At 67.2% G+C, this 13,260-nt stretch carries 14 protein-coding genes; 11 read left to right on the forward strand and 3 right to left on the reverse strand.

Features of this window, described 5'->3' with window-relative positions:
- Positions 1-11: 11 nt before the first annotated feature.
- Together ACFPMG_RS03665 and ACFPMG_RS03670 are read right to left on the reverse strand one after the other, a co-directional pair.
- Entirely contained in the window at positions 12-530 is a 519-nt protein-coding gene (locus tag ACFPMG_RS03665) for a CoA-binding protein (RefSeq protein ID WP_376993870.1), read from the reverse strand.
- Positions 527-1,333, reverse strand: a complete 807-nt coding sequence (locus ACFPMG_RS03670) for an enoyl-CoA hydratase (RefSeq protein WP_376993871.1) — start codon at positions 1,331-1,333, stop codon at positions 527-529. Before ACFPMG_RS03670 ends, ACFPMG_RS03665 begins: the two co-directional genes overlap by 4 nt.
- Before the next feature lie 259 nt (positions 1,334-1,592).
- Here ACFPMG_RS03670 and ACFPMG_RS03675 point away from each other — a divergent pair, with 259 nt between their 5' ends.
- The 6 genes from ACFPMG_RS03675 (at position 1,593) to ACFPMG_RS03700 (ending at position 5,754) form a co-directional block, all read left to right on the forward strand.
- Complete coding sequence (locus ACFPMG_RS03675) at positions 1,593-2,063, forward strand: PaaI family thioesterase (protein WP_035673266.1); 471 nt, start codon at positions 1,593-1,595, stop codon at positions 2,061-2,063.
- 196 nt (positions 2,064-2,259) lie between these two features.
- Positions 2,260-2,724: a 50S ribosomal protein L13 gene (gene rplM / locus ACFPMG_RS03680; protein WP_014240247.1), complete on the forward strand. Its 465-nt coding sequence runs from the start codon at positions 2,260-2,262 to the stop codon at positions 2,722-2,724.
- Positions 2,725-2,728: 4 nt separating this feature from the next.
- Positions 2,729-3,211, forward strand: coding sequence for a 30S ribosomal protein S9 (gene rpsI / locus ACFPMG_RS03685; protein ID WP_014240248.1), 483 nt, complete (start codon positions 2,729-2,731; stop codon positions 3,209-3,211).
- Between the two features lie 135 nt (positions 3,212-3,346).
- Positions 3,347-4,399: an N-acetyl-gamma-glutamyl-phosphate reductase gene (gene argC / locus ACFPMG_RS03690; protein ID WP_376993872.1), complete on the forward strand. Its 1,053-nt coding sequence runs from the start codon at positions 3,347-3,349 to the stop codon at positions 4,397-4,399.
- A 35-nt stretch (positions 4,400-4,434) separates the two neighbouring features.
- Positions 4,435-4,953: a gamma carbonic anhydrase family protein gene (locus ACFPMG_RS03695; RefSeq protein ID WP_376994018.1), complete on the forward strand. Its 519-nt coding sequence runs from the start codon at positions 4,435-4,437 to the stop codon at positions 4,951-4,953.
- 213 nt (positions 4,954-5,166) lie between these two features.
- Positions 5,167-5,754: an OmpA family protein gene (locus tag ACFPMG_RS03700; protein ID WP_376993873.1), complete on the forward strand. Its 588-nt coding sequence runs from the start codon at positions 5,167-5,169 to the stop codon at positions 5,752-5,754.
- Between the two features lie 180 nt (positions 5,755-5,934).
- Here ACFPMG_RS03700 and ACFPMG_RS03705 read toward each other — a convergent pair whose 3' ends face one another.
- The gene (locus tag ACFPMG_RS03705) at positions 5,935-7,734 is read right to left on the reverse strand and encodes a PHA/PHB synthase family protein (RefSeq protein ID WP_376993874.1); all 1,800 of its coding nucleotides are present in this window, start codon (positions 7,732-7,734) and stop codon (positions 5,935-5,937) included.
- 233 nt (positions 7,735-7,967) lie between these two features.
- Between ACFPMG_RS03705 and ACFPMG_RS03710 the strand changes: the two genes are divergently transcribed.
- The 5 genes from ACFPMG_RS03710 to ACFPMG_RS03730 all read left to right on the forward strand — a co-directional run bounded on the left by ACFPMG_RS03710 (position 7,968) and on the right by ACFPMG_RS03730 (position 13,256).
- Positions 7,968-8,363 (forward strand): hypothetical protein, encoded by a 396-nt coding sequence (locus ACFPMG_RS03710; RefSeq protein WP_376993875.1) that lies wholly within the window; start codon positions 7,968-7,970, stop codon positions 8,361-8,363.
- 361 nt (positions 8,364-8,724) lie between these two features.
- Positions 8,725-9,177 carry a MarR family winged helix-turn-helix transcriptional regulator gene (locus tag ACFPMG_RS03715; protein ID WP_376993876.1) on the forward strand — a complete coding sequence of 151 codons (453 nt, stop codon included), beginning with the start codon at positions 8,725-8,727 and terminating at the stop codon, positions 9,175-9,177.
- Positions 9,174-10,520 carry a multidrug effflux MFS transporter gene (locus tag ACFPMG_RS03720; RefSeq protein ID WP_376993877.1) on the forward strand — a complete coding sequence of 449 codons (1,347 nt, stop codon included), beginning with the start codon at positions 9,174-9,176 and terminating at the stop codon, positions 10,518-10,520. The genes ACFPMG_RS03715 and ACFPMG_RS03720 overlap by 4 nt, the downstream gene beginning before the upstream one ends.
- A gap of 154 nt (positions 10,521-10,674) precedes the next feature.
- Positions 10,675-11,949, forward strand: a complete 1,275-nt coding sequence (locus ACFPMG_RS03725; protein WP_145701796.1) for an LL-diaminopimelate aminotransferase — start codon at positions 10,675-10,677, stop codon at positions 11,947-11,949.
- Positions 11,949-13,256 carry a homoserine dehydrogenase gene (locus ACFPMG_RS03730; RefSeq protein WP_137102830.1) on the forward strand — a complete coding sequence of 436 codons (1,308 nt, stop codon included), beginning with the start codon at positions 11,949-11,951 and terminating at the stop codon, positions 13,254-13,256. The genes ACFPMG_RS03725 and ACFPMG_RS03730 overlap by 1 nt, the downstream gene beginning before the upstream one ends.
- Positions 13,257-13,260 lie beyond the last annotated feature (4 nt).

Below are 13,260 nucleotides of genomic sequence, written 5' to 3' on the forward strand. Positions count from 1 at the left end.
TTCCTCTGTTTTTACATCAGTTTTTTGAAGGATTTGGCCGGGGCGGCCTTTTTGGACGTCAGGATGTTGGAGTTGACGCCGATGCGCCCGATCTCGTGGAACAGGCGCTGAAGCTCGATCTTGGGACAGCGGTTCATGACCACGGTCAGCCCCGCCGCCTCGGCGCGCGCCGCCGCCTCGTCGTTGCGCACGCCGAGCTGCATCCACACCACCTTGGCACCGGCGGCGATGGCCTCGTCGGTCACGCCTCCGGCGGCGGCGGCGTTGCGGAAGACGTCCACCATGTCGGGCGGCTCCTGCAACTCCGACAGGCTGGCGTGGACCCGCTCGCCGAGGATGGTCTGGCCGGCCAGCTTCGGGTTGACGGGGATGACGCGGTAGCCCTTGTCGCGCAGGTACTTCAGCACGATGAAGCTGGCCTTCACCGGGTCGTTCGACGCGCCGACCAGGGCGATGGTCTTCACCCGATCCAGGACCTGGCGGATGAAGTCGTCACTGTAGCCGTCGTGCGAGGGGGCGGGGCCGCTCATTGGCCGCACCACACCGGAGGGCGCTTCTGCAGGAAGGCGTCGATGCCCTCCTCAGCGTCGCGGGCCAGCATGTTCTCGGTCATCACGCGGGCGGCGTAGGCGTAGGCCTCCTCCACGTCCAGCTCGATCTGGCGGTAGAAGGCCTCCTTGCCGATGGCGAGAGTCAGCGGCGACTTCGCGGCGATCTTGCCGGCGGCCTCGGCCACCACGGCGTCGAGCCGGTCGGCCGGCACCGCGCGGTTGACGAGGCCGATGCGCGCCGCCTCGTCGGCGCCGATCAGGTCGCCGAGCAGAAGCATCTCCATGGCCGCCTTGCGCCCCACGGCGCGGCTCAGCGCCACCATGGGGGTGGAGCAGAAGAGGCCGATGTTCACGCCCGGCGTGGCGAATCGCGCCGTGTCGGCGCAATAGGCGAGGTCGCAGGTGGCGACGAGCTGGCACCCCGCCGCCGTGGCGATGCCGTGGACCTTGGCAATCACCGGCTGGCGGATGCGGCTGACCGTCAGCATCAGTTTGGAGCACTGGACGAACAGCGATTCATAGGCCGCGCGGTCCGGATTGGCGCGCATCTCCTTCAGGTCGTGCCCGGCGCAGAAGGCCGGCCCGGCCCCGGCCAGCACCACGGCGCGGACCGTGGAGTCCTGGTGGATGGCGTCCAGCTCCGCCTGCAGCGCGCCCATCAGCCCGATGGACAGGGCGTTGCGCGCCTGCGGGCGGTTCAGCGTCAGGGTCGCGACTCCGTCGCGGTCCTCGCGGAGAACCAGCGGCGCGTCGTTGCCGATGAGGGGCGGGGTGTCGTTCATCGCTGTCCAATCCTCCCGGATGTTTTGATCGTTGGCGGGAACAGTACCCCGACCGCCCCCGCCACGGAACCGGGCGTGTGGTCCGCCCATCTAACGGTGCCAAGGCGGACAACTCAATCAATTTGTTGATTGAAATAGTAGATTTAATGTCGTTTGACGTTGATTAATTGTGTGAAATCGATGGCGCCGCGACGCGCTTGGCGGGCCGGGCAATGTTCGCCATGATCGGGTCTCCATAAGAAAAGCCATGGGTGAGGGAATGAGCGCGCCGGTCGTGTCCGCCGAGGAACTGGAAGCCCTGATTCGCGAGGGCGTGCCGCTGGTCGGCAATTATGGAATCACCATCGAGCAGCTCGGCGCCGGGACCGTGCGCATGAAGCTGCCCTACAACGACAGCTTCGTCCGTCCCGGCGGCACGGTGACCGGGCCGGCGATGTTCGGGCTGGCCGACGTGGCGCTCTACGCCGCCGTGCTCAGCCTGATCGGGCGGGTGGAGCTGGCAGTGACCACCAGCATGACCATCAATTTCCTGCGCCGCCCGGCGCCGGTCGCCATCACCGCCGATTGCCGGATCCTGAAGATGGGCAAGCGGCTGGCCTATGGCGAGGTTCTGCTGTTCTCCGAGGGCGATCCGGAGCCCGTCGCCCACGCCACCGGCACCTACTCGATTCCGCCGCACGACCCGGTGACGCTAGCGGTATCAGGATACCACGATCCGGAAATGTCCTGAAAAAGCCAATGACATCAATGGCTTTGCTTTTGCGGTAAAATGATACCGTGCGTGTAGAGTGTTGATATGAAACGGATATTTTTCCGTTGACAGGCCCCCCATGCACTGCGTACAAAACCGGCCGCTTCGGCGCCCCGGGGATTGAACGTCCAGTTTCGGTGGCCCGCCGATCCACGTTTAGTCAACGAGTGTGGCGATGAAGACCTTCAATCTGAAGCCGACCGACATCGAGAAGAAGTGGTACGTCGTCGATGCCGACGGCCTCGTTCTCGGCCGGCTTGCCAGCATCCTGGCGAACATCCTGCGCGGCAAGAACAAGCCGACCTTCACCCCGCACATGGATTGCGGCGACCATGTCGTCGTGATCAACGCGGAGAAGGTCAAGCTGACCGGCAACAAGCGCCAGGACGACATCTTCTACTGGCACACCGGTTATCCGGGCGGCATCAAGGGCCGTTCCAAGGGCCAGATCCTGGACGGCAAGTACCCGGAGCGCGTGATCGAGAAGGCCGTGGAGCGCATGGTTCCGCGCGGTCCGCTCGGCCGCAAGGTGATGACCCACCTGAAGGTCTACAAGGGCGCCGCCCACCCGCACGAGGCGCAGCAGCCGGTCGCTCTCGACGTTGCGGCCATGAACCCGAAGAATAAGCGGAGCGCGTAATCCAATGGCTCAGGTTACCACCACCCTTTCCGGCCTGAAGGACATCGCCGCCGCTCCGGCCGCCGCCTCCGCCGAAGTGGTCGCCCCGAAGCTGGACGCCCAGGGCCGCGCCTACGCCACCGGCAAGCGCAAGGACGCCGTCGCCCGCGTGTGGATCAAGCCGGGCTCCGGCAAGATCGTCATCAACGGCCGCGACCAGGAAGTCTACTTCGCCCGCCCCGTGCTGCGCATGATGATCGCCCAGCCGTTCGGCATCACCGACCGCGCCGACCAGTTCGACGTGATGGTCACGGTGGCCGGCGGTGGTCTGTCCGGTCAGGCCGGCGCGGTCCGTCACGGCATCTCCAAGGCGCTGACCTACTTCGAGCCGGCGCTCCGTCCGCCGCTGAAGGCCGCCGGCTTCCTGACCCGCGACGCCCGCGTCGTCGAGCGTAAGAAGTACGGCAAGGCCAAGGCCCGCCGCAGCTTCCAGTTCTCGAAGCGCTAAAGCCTACCGCGGACCCGCGTTACTGCTGTACAAGCGAGGGGCGTCCCGACGGGGCGCCCCTTTCTTGTTTCAAGTCTGTTTCACGTCTCTTCACCGTTCCGTGCCCATCCCCGTGCGTCAAAAGGAACAGCGTCCATGGCCAACAGCACTTCCCCCATCCGCGTCGGCATTCTCGGTGCGTCCGGTTACACCGGCGCCGAGCTGGTGCGCATGCTTCTCCGCCATCCCGGCGTGGAGATCTGCGCGCTGACGGCCGAGCGACAGGCGGGGAAGCCCATGGCGGAGGTGTTCCCGCATCTGGGCCAGTTCAACCTGCCCGACCTCGTGAAGATCGAGGAGGTCGCCTGGGACAAGCTGGACGCTGTCTTCTGCGCCCTGCCGCACGGCACCACGCAGGAGGTCATCGCCGGCCTGCCGCGCCACATCAAGGTGGTGGACCTGTCCGCCGACTTCCGCCTGTCCGATCCCGCTGAATACGCCACCTGGTACGGGCATGAGCACCGCGCCGTGGAGCTTCAGAAGGAGGTCGCCTACGGGCTGACCGAGTTCAACCGGCAGGGCGTGCGCAAGGCGCGCGTGGTCGCCAACCCCGGCTGCTACCCCACCTGCTCGCTGCTGCCCCTGCTGCCGCTGCTGATGGACGAGCTGATCGAGCCGGGCGGCATCGTGATCGACGCCAAGTCGGGCGTCTCCGGTGCCGGGCGCGACGCCAAGCAGCAGAACCTCTTCACCGAGGTGTCAGAGGGCTTCAACGCCTACGGTGTCGGCCATCACCGCCACATGCCGGAGATCGAGCAGGAGCTGCGGCTGGCCGCCGGCCGTCCGGTGACGGTCAGCTTCACGCCGCACCTCGTCCCGATGAACCGCGGCATGATGGCGACGATCTACGTCCGCATGGCCGACGGGGTCACCGCCGACGACCTGCGCGCCACGCTGACCGCGCGCTACGAATCGGAGCCCTTCGTAAACGTCACGGCGGCCGGCATCGCCCCGGCGACCCGCCACGTCCGCGCCTCCAACCAAGCGCTGATCGGCGTCTTCCCCGACCGCACCCCGCGCGGCGCCATCATCGTCTCGGTCATCGACAATCTGGTGAAGGGCGCCTCCGGCCAAGCCATCCAGAACATGAACGTCATGTTCGGCCTGGGCGAGACGACCGGCCTGGAGCAGGCCCCGCTGTTCCCGTGACCGAAGAGAAACAGCCCGAGGGAAAATTGCCTGCGATGTCCGGCCTGATATTGCCCTTCCAGGGCACGCATCCGAAGATCGACCCCAGCGTCTATGTGGCGCCGACGGCCTCGGTCATCGGCGACGTGGAGATCGGGCCGGGCAGCAGCGTCTGGTTCGGCTGCACGATCCGCGGCGACGTGAACGAGATCCGAATCGGTGCGCGCACCAACATCCAGGACGGTACCGTGATTCACGTCGCGTCGGCGGGGCAGGGGACCTACGTCGGTGACGACGTGTCGATCGGCCACATGGCTCTGTTGCACGCCTGCACGCTGGAGAGCGGCTGCTTCATCGGCATGCAGGCCTGCGTGATGGATGGGGCTTACGTCGAGTCGGGTGCCATGGTGGCCGCCGGAGCTCTGGTGACCCCAGGCAAGCGTGTGGCCGCTGGGCAACTTTGGGCCGGAAGTCCCGCAAGACCCGTGCGTGCACTTACGGAAAAGGACACATCTTTCTTCCCGGTAAACATCCGGAACTACGTGCGGCTTGCTCAAATCTACAGAGAGGGCTAATACCTCTTTAGTGCGTCGCAGCACTGTGGCATACTAGCAACAGTGGCACCGGCACGAAACGTGTAGGACTTCCGGAGGGTATGTTTGTACGTGGACAAACCCCACATGTTTCGCGTTTTGTCACGTTACATGCACGCGATATGTCCTATCGTTTGTGCGATTCGTCCTCCGCGAACCAAGCGGTAGGGAGTGTGTCTCTAAGGGAGTGGAGAAATGAACAGCTTCTTCCGCGCTACCATGGCCGTCGTGCCGGCCGCCGTCGTCGCTTTCGGCCTGACCGCCGGGGCTCAGGCCCAGAGCGTCGACACCGCCGAGTGGTGCAACCCGGTCATCGGCTGGAACGACACCCCGGTCCGCACGGCGGATGGCGGCTACGCCACCCACCAGGGCAGCTTCAAGTGCCCGCCGGCGGCCGCTCCGGCGGTTGCCCCGGCCCCGGCCGCCCGCGCCCAGACCGAATACCTCGTGTTCTTCGACTGGGATAAGGCCAACGTCACCCCGGCCGCCGACCGCGTGATCGGCGATGCGGCCGCCGCCATCGGCAAGGGCGCCAACGCCCGCGTCCATGTCGTCGGCCACACCGACACCTCGGGTTCGCCGGCCTACAACCAGCGTCTGTCGGTGCGTCGCGCCGAGGCGGTGAAGCAGGCCCTGGTTTCCAAGGGCATCGCCGCTGGCGCCATCACCACCGAGGGCAAGGGCGAGAGCCAGCTCCTGGTGCAGACCGGCCCGAACGTCCGCGAGCCGTCCAACCGTCGTGCGCAGATCCTGCCGCGCGGTGCGAACGCCCCGTCGTCGTAAGGCGCAGGTTCCCTTTCGGGACACGGGAGCCTCGGACCTCGGTCCGGGGCTTTCGCCGACAAAGGAAAAGGCCCCGGACATTTGTCCGGGGCCTTTTCTTATGGGCCATCTCTTGTGGTCCGCCGCGCCGACGGCCGCGGGCATCCGGAGGGCGGCGGACCGCCCTCCGGATTCGGGGCATCAGACGATGCGCACCTTGGCGTAGGAGCCGGGGGCGTCTTCCAGAACGGGCAGGCCACCCTTTGCCGGATCGCGGGCCGGGACCTTGCCCTCGGAGAAGGTGGAGACCCAGTTGTTCCACTCCGGCCACCAGGAGCCGGGGGTCTGCTCCGACGACGCCAGCCAGTCGTCCGAGGCCTTCGGCAGCTTGGCGTTGGTCCAGTAGCAGTACTTGCCGGCGGCCGGCGGGTTCACCACGCCGGCGATGTGGCCGGAGGCCGCCAGCACGAACTTCACCGGGCCGGAGAACAGGTGGGCGCCCATGTAGGTGGACTTCCACGGCGCGATGTGGTCCTCGCGGGCCGACAGGAAGAAGGACGGGGTCTTCACGTTGCGCAGGTCGATCGGCACGCCGCCCAGCGTCACCGCGCCCGGCTGCGCCAGCAGGTTCTTCTGGTACATGTTGCGCAGGTAGAAGCTGTGCATCGCCGCCGGCATGCGGGTCGAATCGCTGTTCCAGTAGAGCAGGTCGAACGGGAACGGGTCCTTGCCGAGCAGGTAGTTGTTCACCACGAACGACCAGATCAGGTCGTTGGCGCGCAGCATGTTGAAGGTGGTCGCCATCTTCGAGCCGTCCAGGTAGCCCTGCTGGGCCATCTGGCTCTCGATCATGGTGAGCTGCTCCTCGTCGATGAAGACCGACAGCTCGCCGGCTTCGGTGAAGTCCAGCATGGTGGTGAAGAAGGTGGCCGACTTGATCCGGTCGTCCTTCTTGGCGGCCATGTAGGACAGGGTGGAGGCCAGCAGCGTGCCGCCCAGGCAGTAGCCGATGGCGTTCACGTCCTTCTCGCCGGTCACCTTCTCGATGGCGTCCAGCGCGGCGAGCACGCCTTCGAACATGTAGTCTTCGAAGCCCTTCTGGGCCAGCTTCTCATCCGGGTTCACCCAGGACAGGACGAAGACGCTGTGGCCCTGGTCGACCGCCCACTTGATGAAGCTGTTCTTCTCGCGCAGATCGAGGATGTAGTACTTGTTGATCCAGGGCGGCACGATCATCAGCGGCCGCTTGTTCACCTCCGGCGTGGTCGGGGTGTACTGGATGAGCTGCATCAGATCGGTCTGGAAGACGACCTTGCCCGGGGTGACGGCGATGTTCTTGCCGACCTGGAAGGCGTCGTAGTCGGTCATGGAGATGCGCAGCTCACCCTTGCCGCGCTCCAGGTCCTTCAGCAGGTGCTCAAGCCCCTTGACGAGGTTCTCGCCGCCCGTCTCGATGGTCGTGCGCAGCACCTCCGGGTTCGTCATGACGAAGTTGGAGGGCGCCATCGCGTCGACGAACTGGCGGGTGTAGAAGTCGACCTTCTTGGCCGTGTGGTCGTCCAGCCCGTCCACCTCGTTGACCGTGGACTGCATCCACCGGGCCGACAGCAGGTAGGACTGCTTGATGAAGTCGAACAGGGTGTTCTCGTCCCAGGCCGAATCCTTGAAGCGGCGGTCGTCCTTCGCCGGGGCGATGACCGGCTGGGCCTCCTGGCCGAAGAAGCGCTGGGTGGTGCGCTGCCACAGGGTCAGGTAGTCCTGCCACAGCGTCATCTGCGCCTTCATCAGCTTGGCCGGGTCGGCCATCATGCGCGTGGTCATTTCCAGGAACGCATGGCCGACGCCCATCGGGTCGGGGTTCTTCGCGCCGACGCCGTCCGAGGCCTGACGGGACAGGAATTCGGTGACCAGCCGCTGGCTCTGCTCGGCGATGCGGGTCATCGCCCGCGACATCTCCACCGGATCGGGAAGCTTGACGTCAGGGGCCTGGTTTTCGGCCATTGGTGCGGTCCTTCTTCTTTAGGCGAGTTTTAGGCTTCAGGAGGGACGTTGTGCGGTTTATACAGTGCCTGCCGGAAGTCTGTTCGGTCGGAGTGCGTTCCGGTCCTGGCATCCCGGACAGCTTATGCCATGTCCGTTCGAGCCGGGGACCGTCATACACCTCTCGTATGAAGATTTCATTTCGCCCACCACCGTTCAAGCGGCCGGATGGGTTCGGATGTGGGGTTCGCAGTATGGAAACGGGTATCCGACGCGGCGTGGTGGCGACGGCGGGACGGTTGGGTCCGGCGCTGTCCGTCCTGGTTGTTCTCGCTCTGCCGGCCTGCAGCGACCGCGTGCTCGACACCGGGCTGGTCGGCGCCGTGACCGGCCGCGACGTGCCCAGCCAGGAGTCGCCGGTGCGCGGCATGTCCGGCCAGAACCGGGAATACCCCAATCTCGGCACCGTTCCGCCGCGCCCCACCGATCTGCGGACGGAAGCGCAGCGCCAGCAGGACCTGGACCGTCTGGCCCAGGACCGCGAGGCCGCCAAGACCATGCTGCCGACCCCCATGGACGTTCCCCCGCCGCCGGACATCACGCCTGGACAGCCAAGCGCCGGGAAGCCCGCTCCCGGAAAGCCCAATTGAGGGCAGGGGTGTAGCAAAAGGCGGACGCCGCCAGTAATCCGTAAGTATACCTATGCGGAGCGTCCTTCGGCCTCTGATGGCGTTCCATTGAAGGAAAGGGGCGCGCCGGTCTTCGTCCGGTCGATGCGCAGTTCCGATGGCGGTGGCGCGGACCACGGAGCACCCATTGCTGCTGCCAAGATGGAAAAACTACGTCTTGCGGCGGCGGGTCCGCAACAGATTTTCATGCTGCGACTATTTGGCGCGTCGGCTTCGCTTCAGCTTCGGCGGATTGCGCCATTGCACGGCTATGGCGCCGCGGCATGACCGCCCTGCGCCGCCCGTGGTTGCTGGAAATTATAAGGCGCCCTTACAATAAGGGATGCTTGATGAATCCCCCTTCGGAATGATCCTGATCGACTGCGCGCGGCTTCTGCGCGCGCGGTTCGACCGTGCCCTGGACGACGCCCGGCTCGGCCTCACGGCGGGGGAGGCGCGGGCGCTGGTTTATGTCTGCCGCCACCCCGGCTCGCGCCAGTCGGTGCTGGCGACCCACATGTGGGTGGAGCCGATGACCCTGGTCGGCTTCCTCGACCGGCTGGAGGCGCGCGGGCTGGTGGTCCGCGAGCCGGACCCGGCGGACCGCCGCGCCAAGATCGTCCGGCCGACCCCGCAGGCCGAGCCGCTGGCGCTCCAGGTCCTGGAAGCCTTCCGCACCGAGCGCGAGTCGGCCATGGCCGACCTTTCGGCGGAAGAGATCGTCCTGCTCAAGGACATGCTGGGCCGCCTGCGCAACCGCATGATCGCCGACGACCGCGGCGGGGCCGGCCAATGAGCCAAGCCTCCTCGCAGTCCGACGCGCCCGCCATGACGGAGACGCGGACGGCCGTCATCGGAACGCTGATCGTCACGCTGGGGCCGCTCAGCCTCGCGCTCTACACGCCGGCCCTGCCGATGCTGGTGGAGGCCTTTCAGAGCACCCCGGCGGCGCTGAAGCTGACGCTCTCCGTATATTTCTTCGGCTTCGCCTTTTCTCAGCTCGCCTGCGGGCCGCTGTCCGACGCCTATGGACGGCGGCCGGTCGCTCTGGCCTTCTTCGTCACCTACGTCCTGGGCAGTGTGGTGGCGGCCCTGTCGGGCAGCATCGAATGGCTGCTGGTCGGGCGGGCCCTGCAGGGCATCGGGGCGGCGGCGGGCATCGCCATTTCCCGCGCCATCGTGCGCGACCAGTTCACCGGCCAGCGGTCGGCGCGCATCCTGAACCTGATCGGGCTGATGCTGGCCATCGTGCCGGCGGTGGCGCCGACGCTGGGCGGGGTGATCCTCGGCACGGTTGGCTGGCACGCCATCTTCGTGGTGATGACGCTCTACGGCATCGCGGTGCTGACGGTGTTCGCGCTGGGCACGGCGGAAACCAACCGGACGCGCGACCGTTCGGCGGCCCGGCCCGGCCCGGTGATCCGCAACTACCGGACCCTGCTGACTGACCGGCGCTTCATGCGGGCGGGGCTGGTGCTCGGCACGACGCTGGGCGGCCTCTACACCATGGCGGCGCTGCTGCCCTTCGTGATGATCGAGCGGGTGGGGCTGAGCCCGACCGTCTTCGGCTTCGCCATGCTGTTGCAGACCGGTTCCTACACGCTGGGGGCGACCCTGGCCGGGCGGCTGCTGCGCCGGGTGGACGCGATGCGGCTGATCCCCTACGGCCTGGCCTGCGTGGCCGTGGGCGGGCTCGGCTTCGCCCTGGCGCCCCTGACCGGCGAGCCGACCGTGGCGAACGTGATGGGGCCGACCGCGATCTGGGCCTTCGGCATCGCCCTGGTCATGCCCGGAGCGACCAGCGACGCCCTGGCCGGCTTCCCCCGCATGGCCGGGGCGGCCTCGGCGCTGATCGGCTTCATGCAGATCGGCGGCGGGCTGGCCGGCACGGCGGTGGCCGCCCTGTTCGCCGATCCCTATACAGCGACGACGGCCATCATGCCGGGCCTCGCCGCGCTGTCGCTGCTGTCCTACGCGCTGCTGCGCGTGCCGGCGTCCCGGCGCGGCCACCCGGCCAAGCCCGCCCGGCCGGAGGATCTGGAGGTCGCGGTGGACCCCGTCGCCCTGGTCGGCGCCGGCGGCGAGGAGATCGAGGAAGCGCTGCACCAGCGCCGGGCTTCCGGCCGCAAGGGAGGCTGAAGATGGGCTTCGGCGTCCGGTATGCCTCAGGCAGCGCAGGAATGCGCCCGGACGCGAATTTTACCTCGCTTCTGAAGATGCGGGGCGGTAGATAAGTGGTCCCGGTCCGCAAATATGGGTTCGTGGCGTGGCCGGACAAGGCTTCGGAGCGTCCATGAGCGATTCAGAATTCCACCGGATCAAGCGGCTTCCGCCCTACGTCTTCGCCGAAGTGAACGCCATGAAGGCGCGAGCCCGAGCTGCCGGCGAGGACATCATCGACCTCGGCATGGGCAACCCGGACCAGCCGACGCCCCAGCACATCGTCGATAAGCTGATCGAGGCCGTGCGCGATCCCAAGACGCACCGCTACTCGAACTCCCGCGGCATCCCCGGCCTGCGCAAGGCGCACGCGGCCTATTACAAGCGCCGCTTCAACGTGGATGTCGATCCGGAGTCGGAGTGCATCGTCACCATCGGGTCGAAGGAAGGCTTGGCCAACCTCGCCCAGGCGATCACCAGCCCCGGCGACATCATCCTGGTGCCGAACCCCAGCTACCCGATCCATCCCTTCGGCTTCATCCTGGCCGGCGCCTCGGTGCGCCATCTGCCGGTGGGGCAGGCCAACGGCACCTCCACCGACATCGACAGCTTCATGATCATGCTGGAGCGCGCCGTGCGCCACAGCGTGCCGAAGCCGCTGGCGCTGGTGCTGAACTACCCGTCCAACCCGACGGCAGAGGTGGTGGGCCTCGACTTCTACCGCCCGATCGTCGAGTTCTGCCGCAAGCACGGCATCTACATCCTGTCGGATCTGGCCTACGCCGAGGTGTTCTTCGACGGTGAACCGCCCCCCTCGATCCTGGAGATCCCGGAGGCGCGCGAGGTGGCCGTCGAGTTCACCTCGATGTCGAAGACCTATTCGATGGCCGGCTGGCGCATCGGCTTCGCCACCGGCAACAAGACGCTCATCACCGCGCTGGCCCGCATCAAGTCGTATCTGGACTACGGCGCCTTCACGCCGATCCAGGTCGCCGCGACCGCCGCTCTGAACGGCCCGCAGGAGTGCGTGGAGCAGGTGCGCACCATGTACCGCCAGCGCCGCGACGTGATGATCGAGGGTCTGGCTTCGGCCGGCTGGACGGTGCCGAGCCCGTCGGCCTCGATGTTCGCCTGGGCGCCGATCCCGGAGCCCTTCGCCCATCTCGGCTCGCTGGAATTCTCCAAGCTGCTGTTGCAGGAGGCCAAGGTGGCCGTGGCGCCGGGCATCGGCTTCGGCGAGTACGGCGACGGCCATGTCCGTCTGGCGCTGGTGGAGAACGTCCACCGCATCCGTCAGGCGACCCGCAACATCAAGGAGTTCTTCCGCTCCAACGCCGCCGGTGCGGCGGCGAGCAAGGACCCGGCGGCGCGCGCCGCCCTCCTCGATCCGGAGAAAGCGAAAGTCTGATGTCCGACTCCCACAAAACAGGCCCCCTGAAAATCGCCGTCGCGGGCCTGGGCACGGTCGGCGCGGGCGTTCTGAAGCTTCTGGAGCGGCAGGCCGACCTGATCGAGCAGCGCTGCGGCCGCCGCATCGAGGTGGTCGCGGTCAGCGCCCGCTCGCGCGGCAAGGACCGCGGCGTCGACCTGTCGACGGCCGAATGGTACGACGACCCGGTGGCGCTGGCCGCCCATCCCGGCGTGGATGTGGTGGTCGAGCTGATCGGCGGGTCCGAGGGGCCGGCAAAGGAGACCGTCGAGCTGGCGCTGGAGCGGGGACGCCACGTCGTCACCGCCAATAAGGCGCTGCTCGCCCATCACGGCACCGCGCTCGCGGCCAAGGCGGAGGCCGCGGGCCTCGCCATCGGCTTCGAGGCGGCGGTGGCCGGCGGCATCCCGATCATCAAGGGGCTGCGCGAAGGGCTGGCGGGCAACCGGGTGTCGGAGGTGCACGGCATCCTCAACGGCACCTGCAACTACATCCTCACCGAGATGCGCACCACCGGCCGCGATTTCGCGGACGTGCTGGCCGACGCGCAGAAGCTTGGCTACGCGGAAGCCGACCCGAGCTTTGACATCGACGGCGTGGACGCGGCGCACAAGCTGGCGATCCTGACCTCGGTGGCCTTCGGCACGCCGGTGGACTTCAAGAGCGTCCATGTCGAGGGCATCCGCCACGTCTCGGCGGTGGATTTCGACTATGCCGACGCGCTCGGCTACCGGATCAAGCTGCTGGGCATCGCCCGGCGCACCGATCACGGGATCGAGCAGCGCGTGCACCCCTGCATGGTGCCGAAGGCGGCGCCCATCGCGGCGGTGGACGGCGTGTTCAACGCCGTGATCGCCCAGGGCGACTTCGTGGACCGCGTGCTGTTCGTCGGCCGTGGCGCCGGCGAGGGGCCGACGGCCTCGGCCGTGGTCGCCGACCTGATCGACATCGCCCGCGGGCGCTCCACCCCCACCTTCGGCGTGCCGGCGGCCCAGCTTTCCGAGGCGCAGCCGTCGCCGATGGAGGCCCGCCGGGGGTCGTACTACGTACGCCTGATGGTCGTGGACCGTCCCGGCGTGATAGCGGATGTTGCGGCGGCGATGCGCGACCAGAACGTCTCCATGGAGCAGTTCCTGCAGCGCGGGCGCGCCCCCGGTGAAGCGGTGCCGGTGGTCCTGACCACCCATGACACCGAAGAGGCGGCCATGCAGCGCGCGCTTGCCACCATCGCCGACAAGGAGTCGGTGGTCGAGCCGCCGCGCATGATCCGCATCGAACAGTTTTGACCGA

Source organism: Azospirillum himalayense, assembly GCF_042657465.1.
Lineage (GTDB): Bacteria > Pseudomonadota > Alphaproteobacteria > Azospirillales > Azospirillaceae > Azospirillum > Azospirillum himalayense.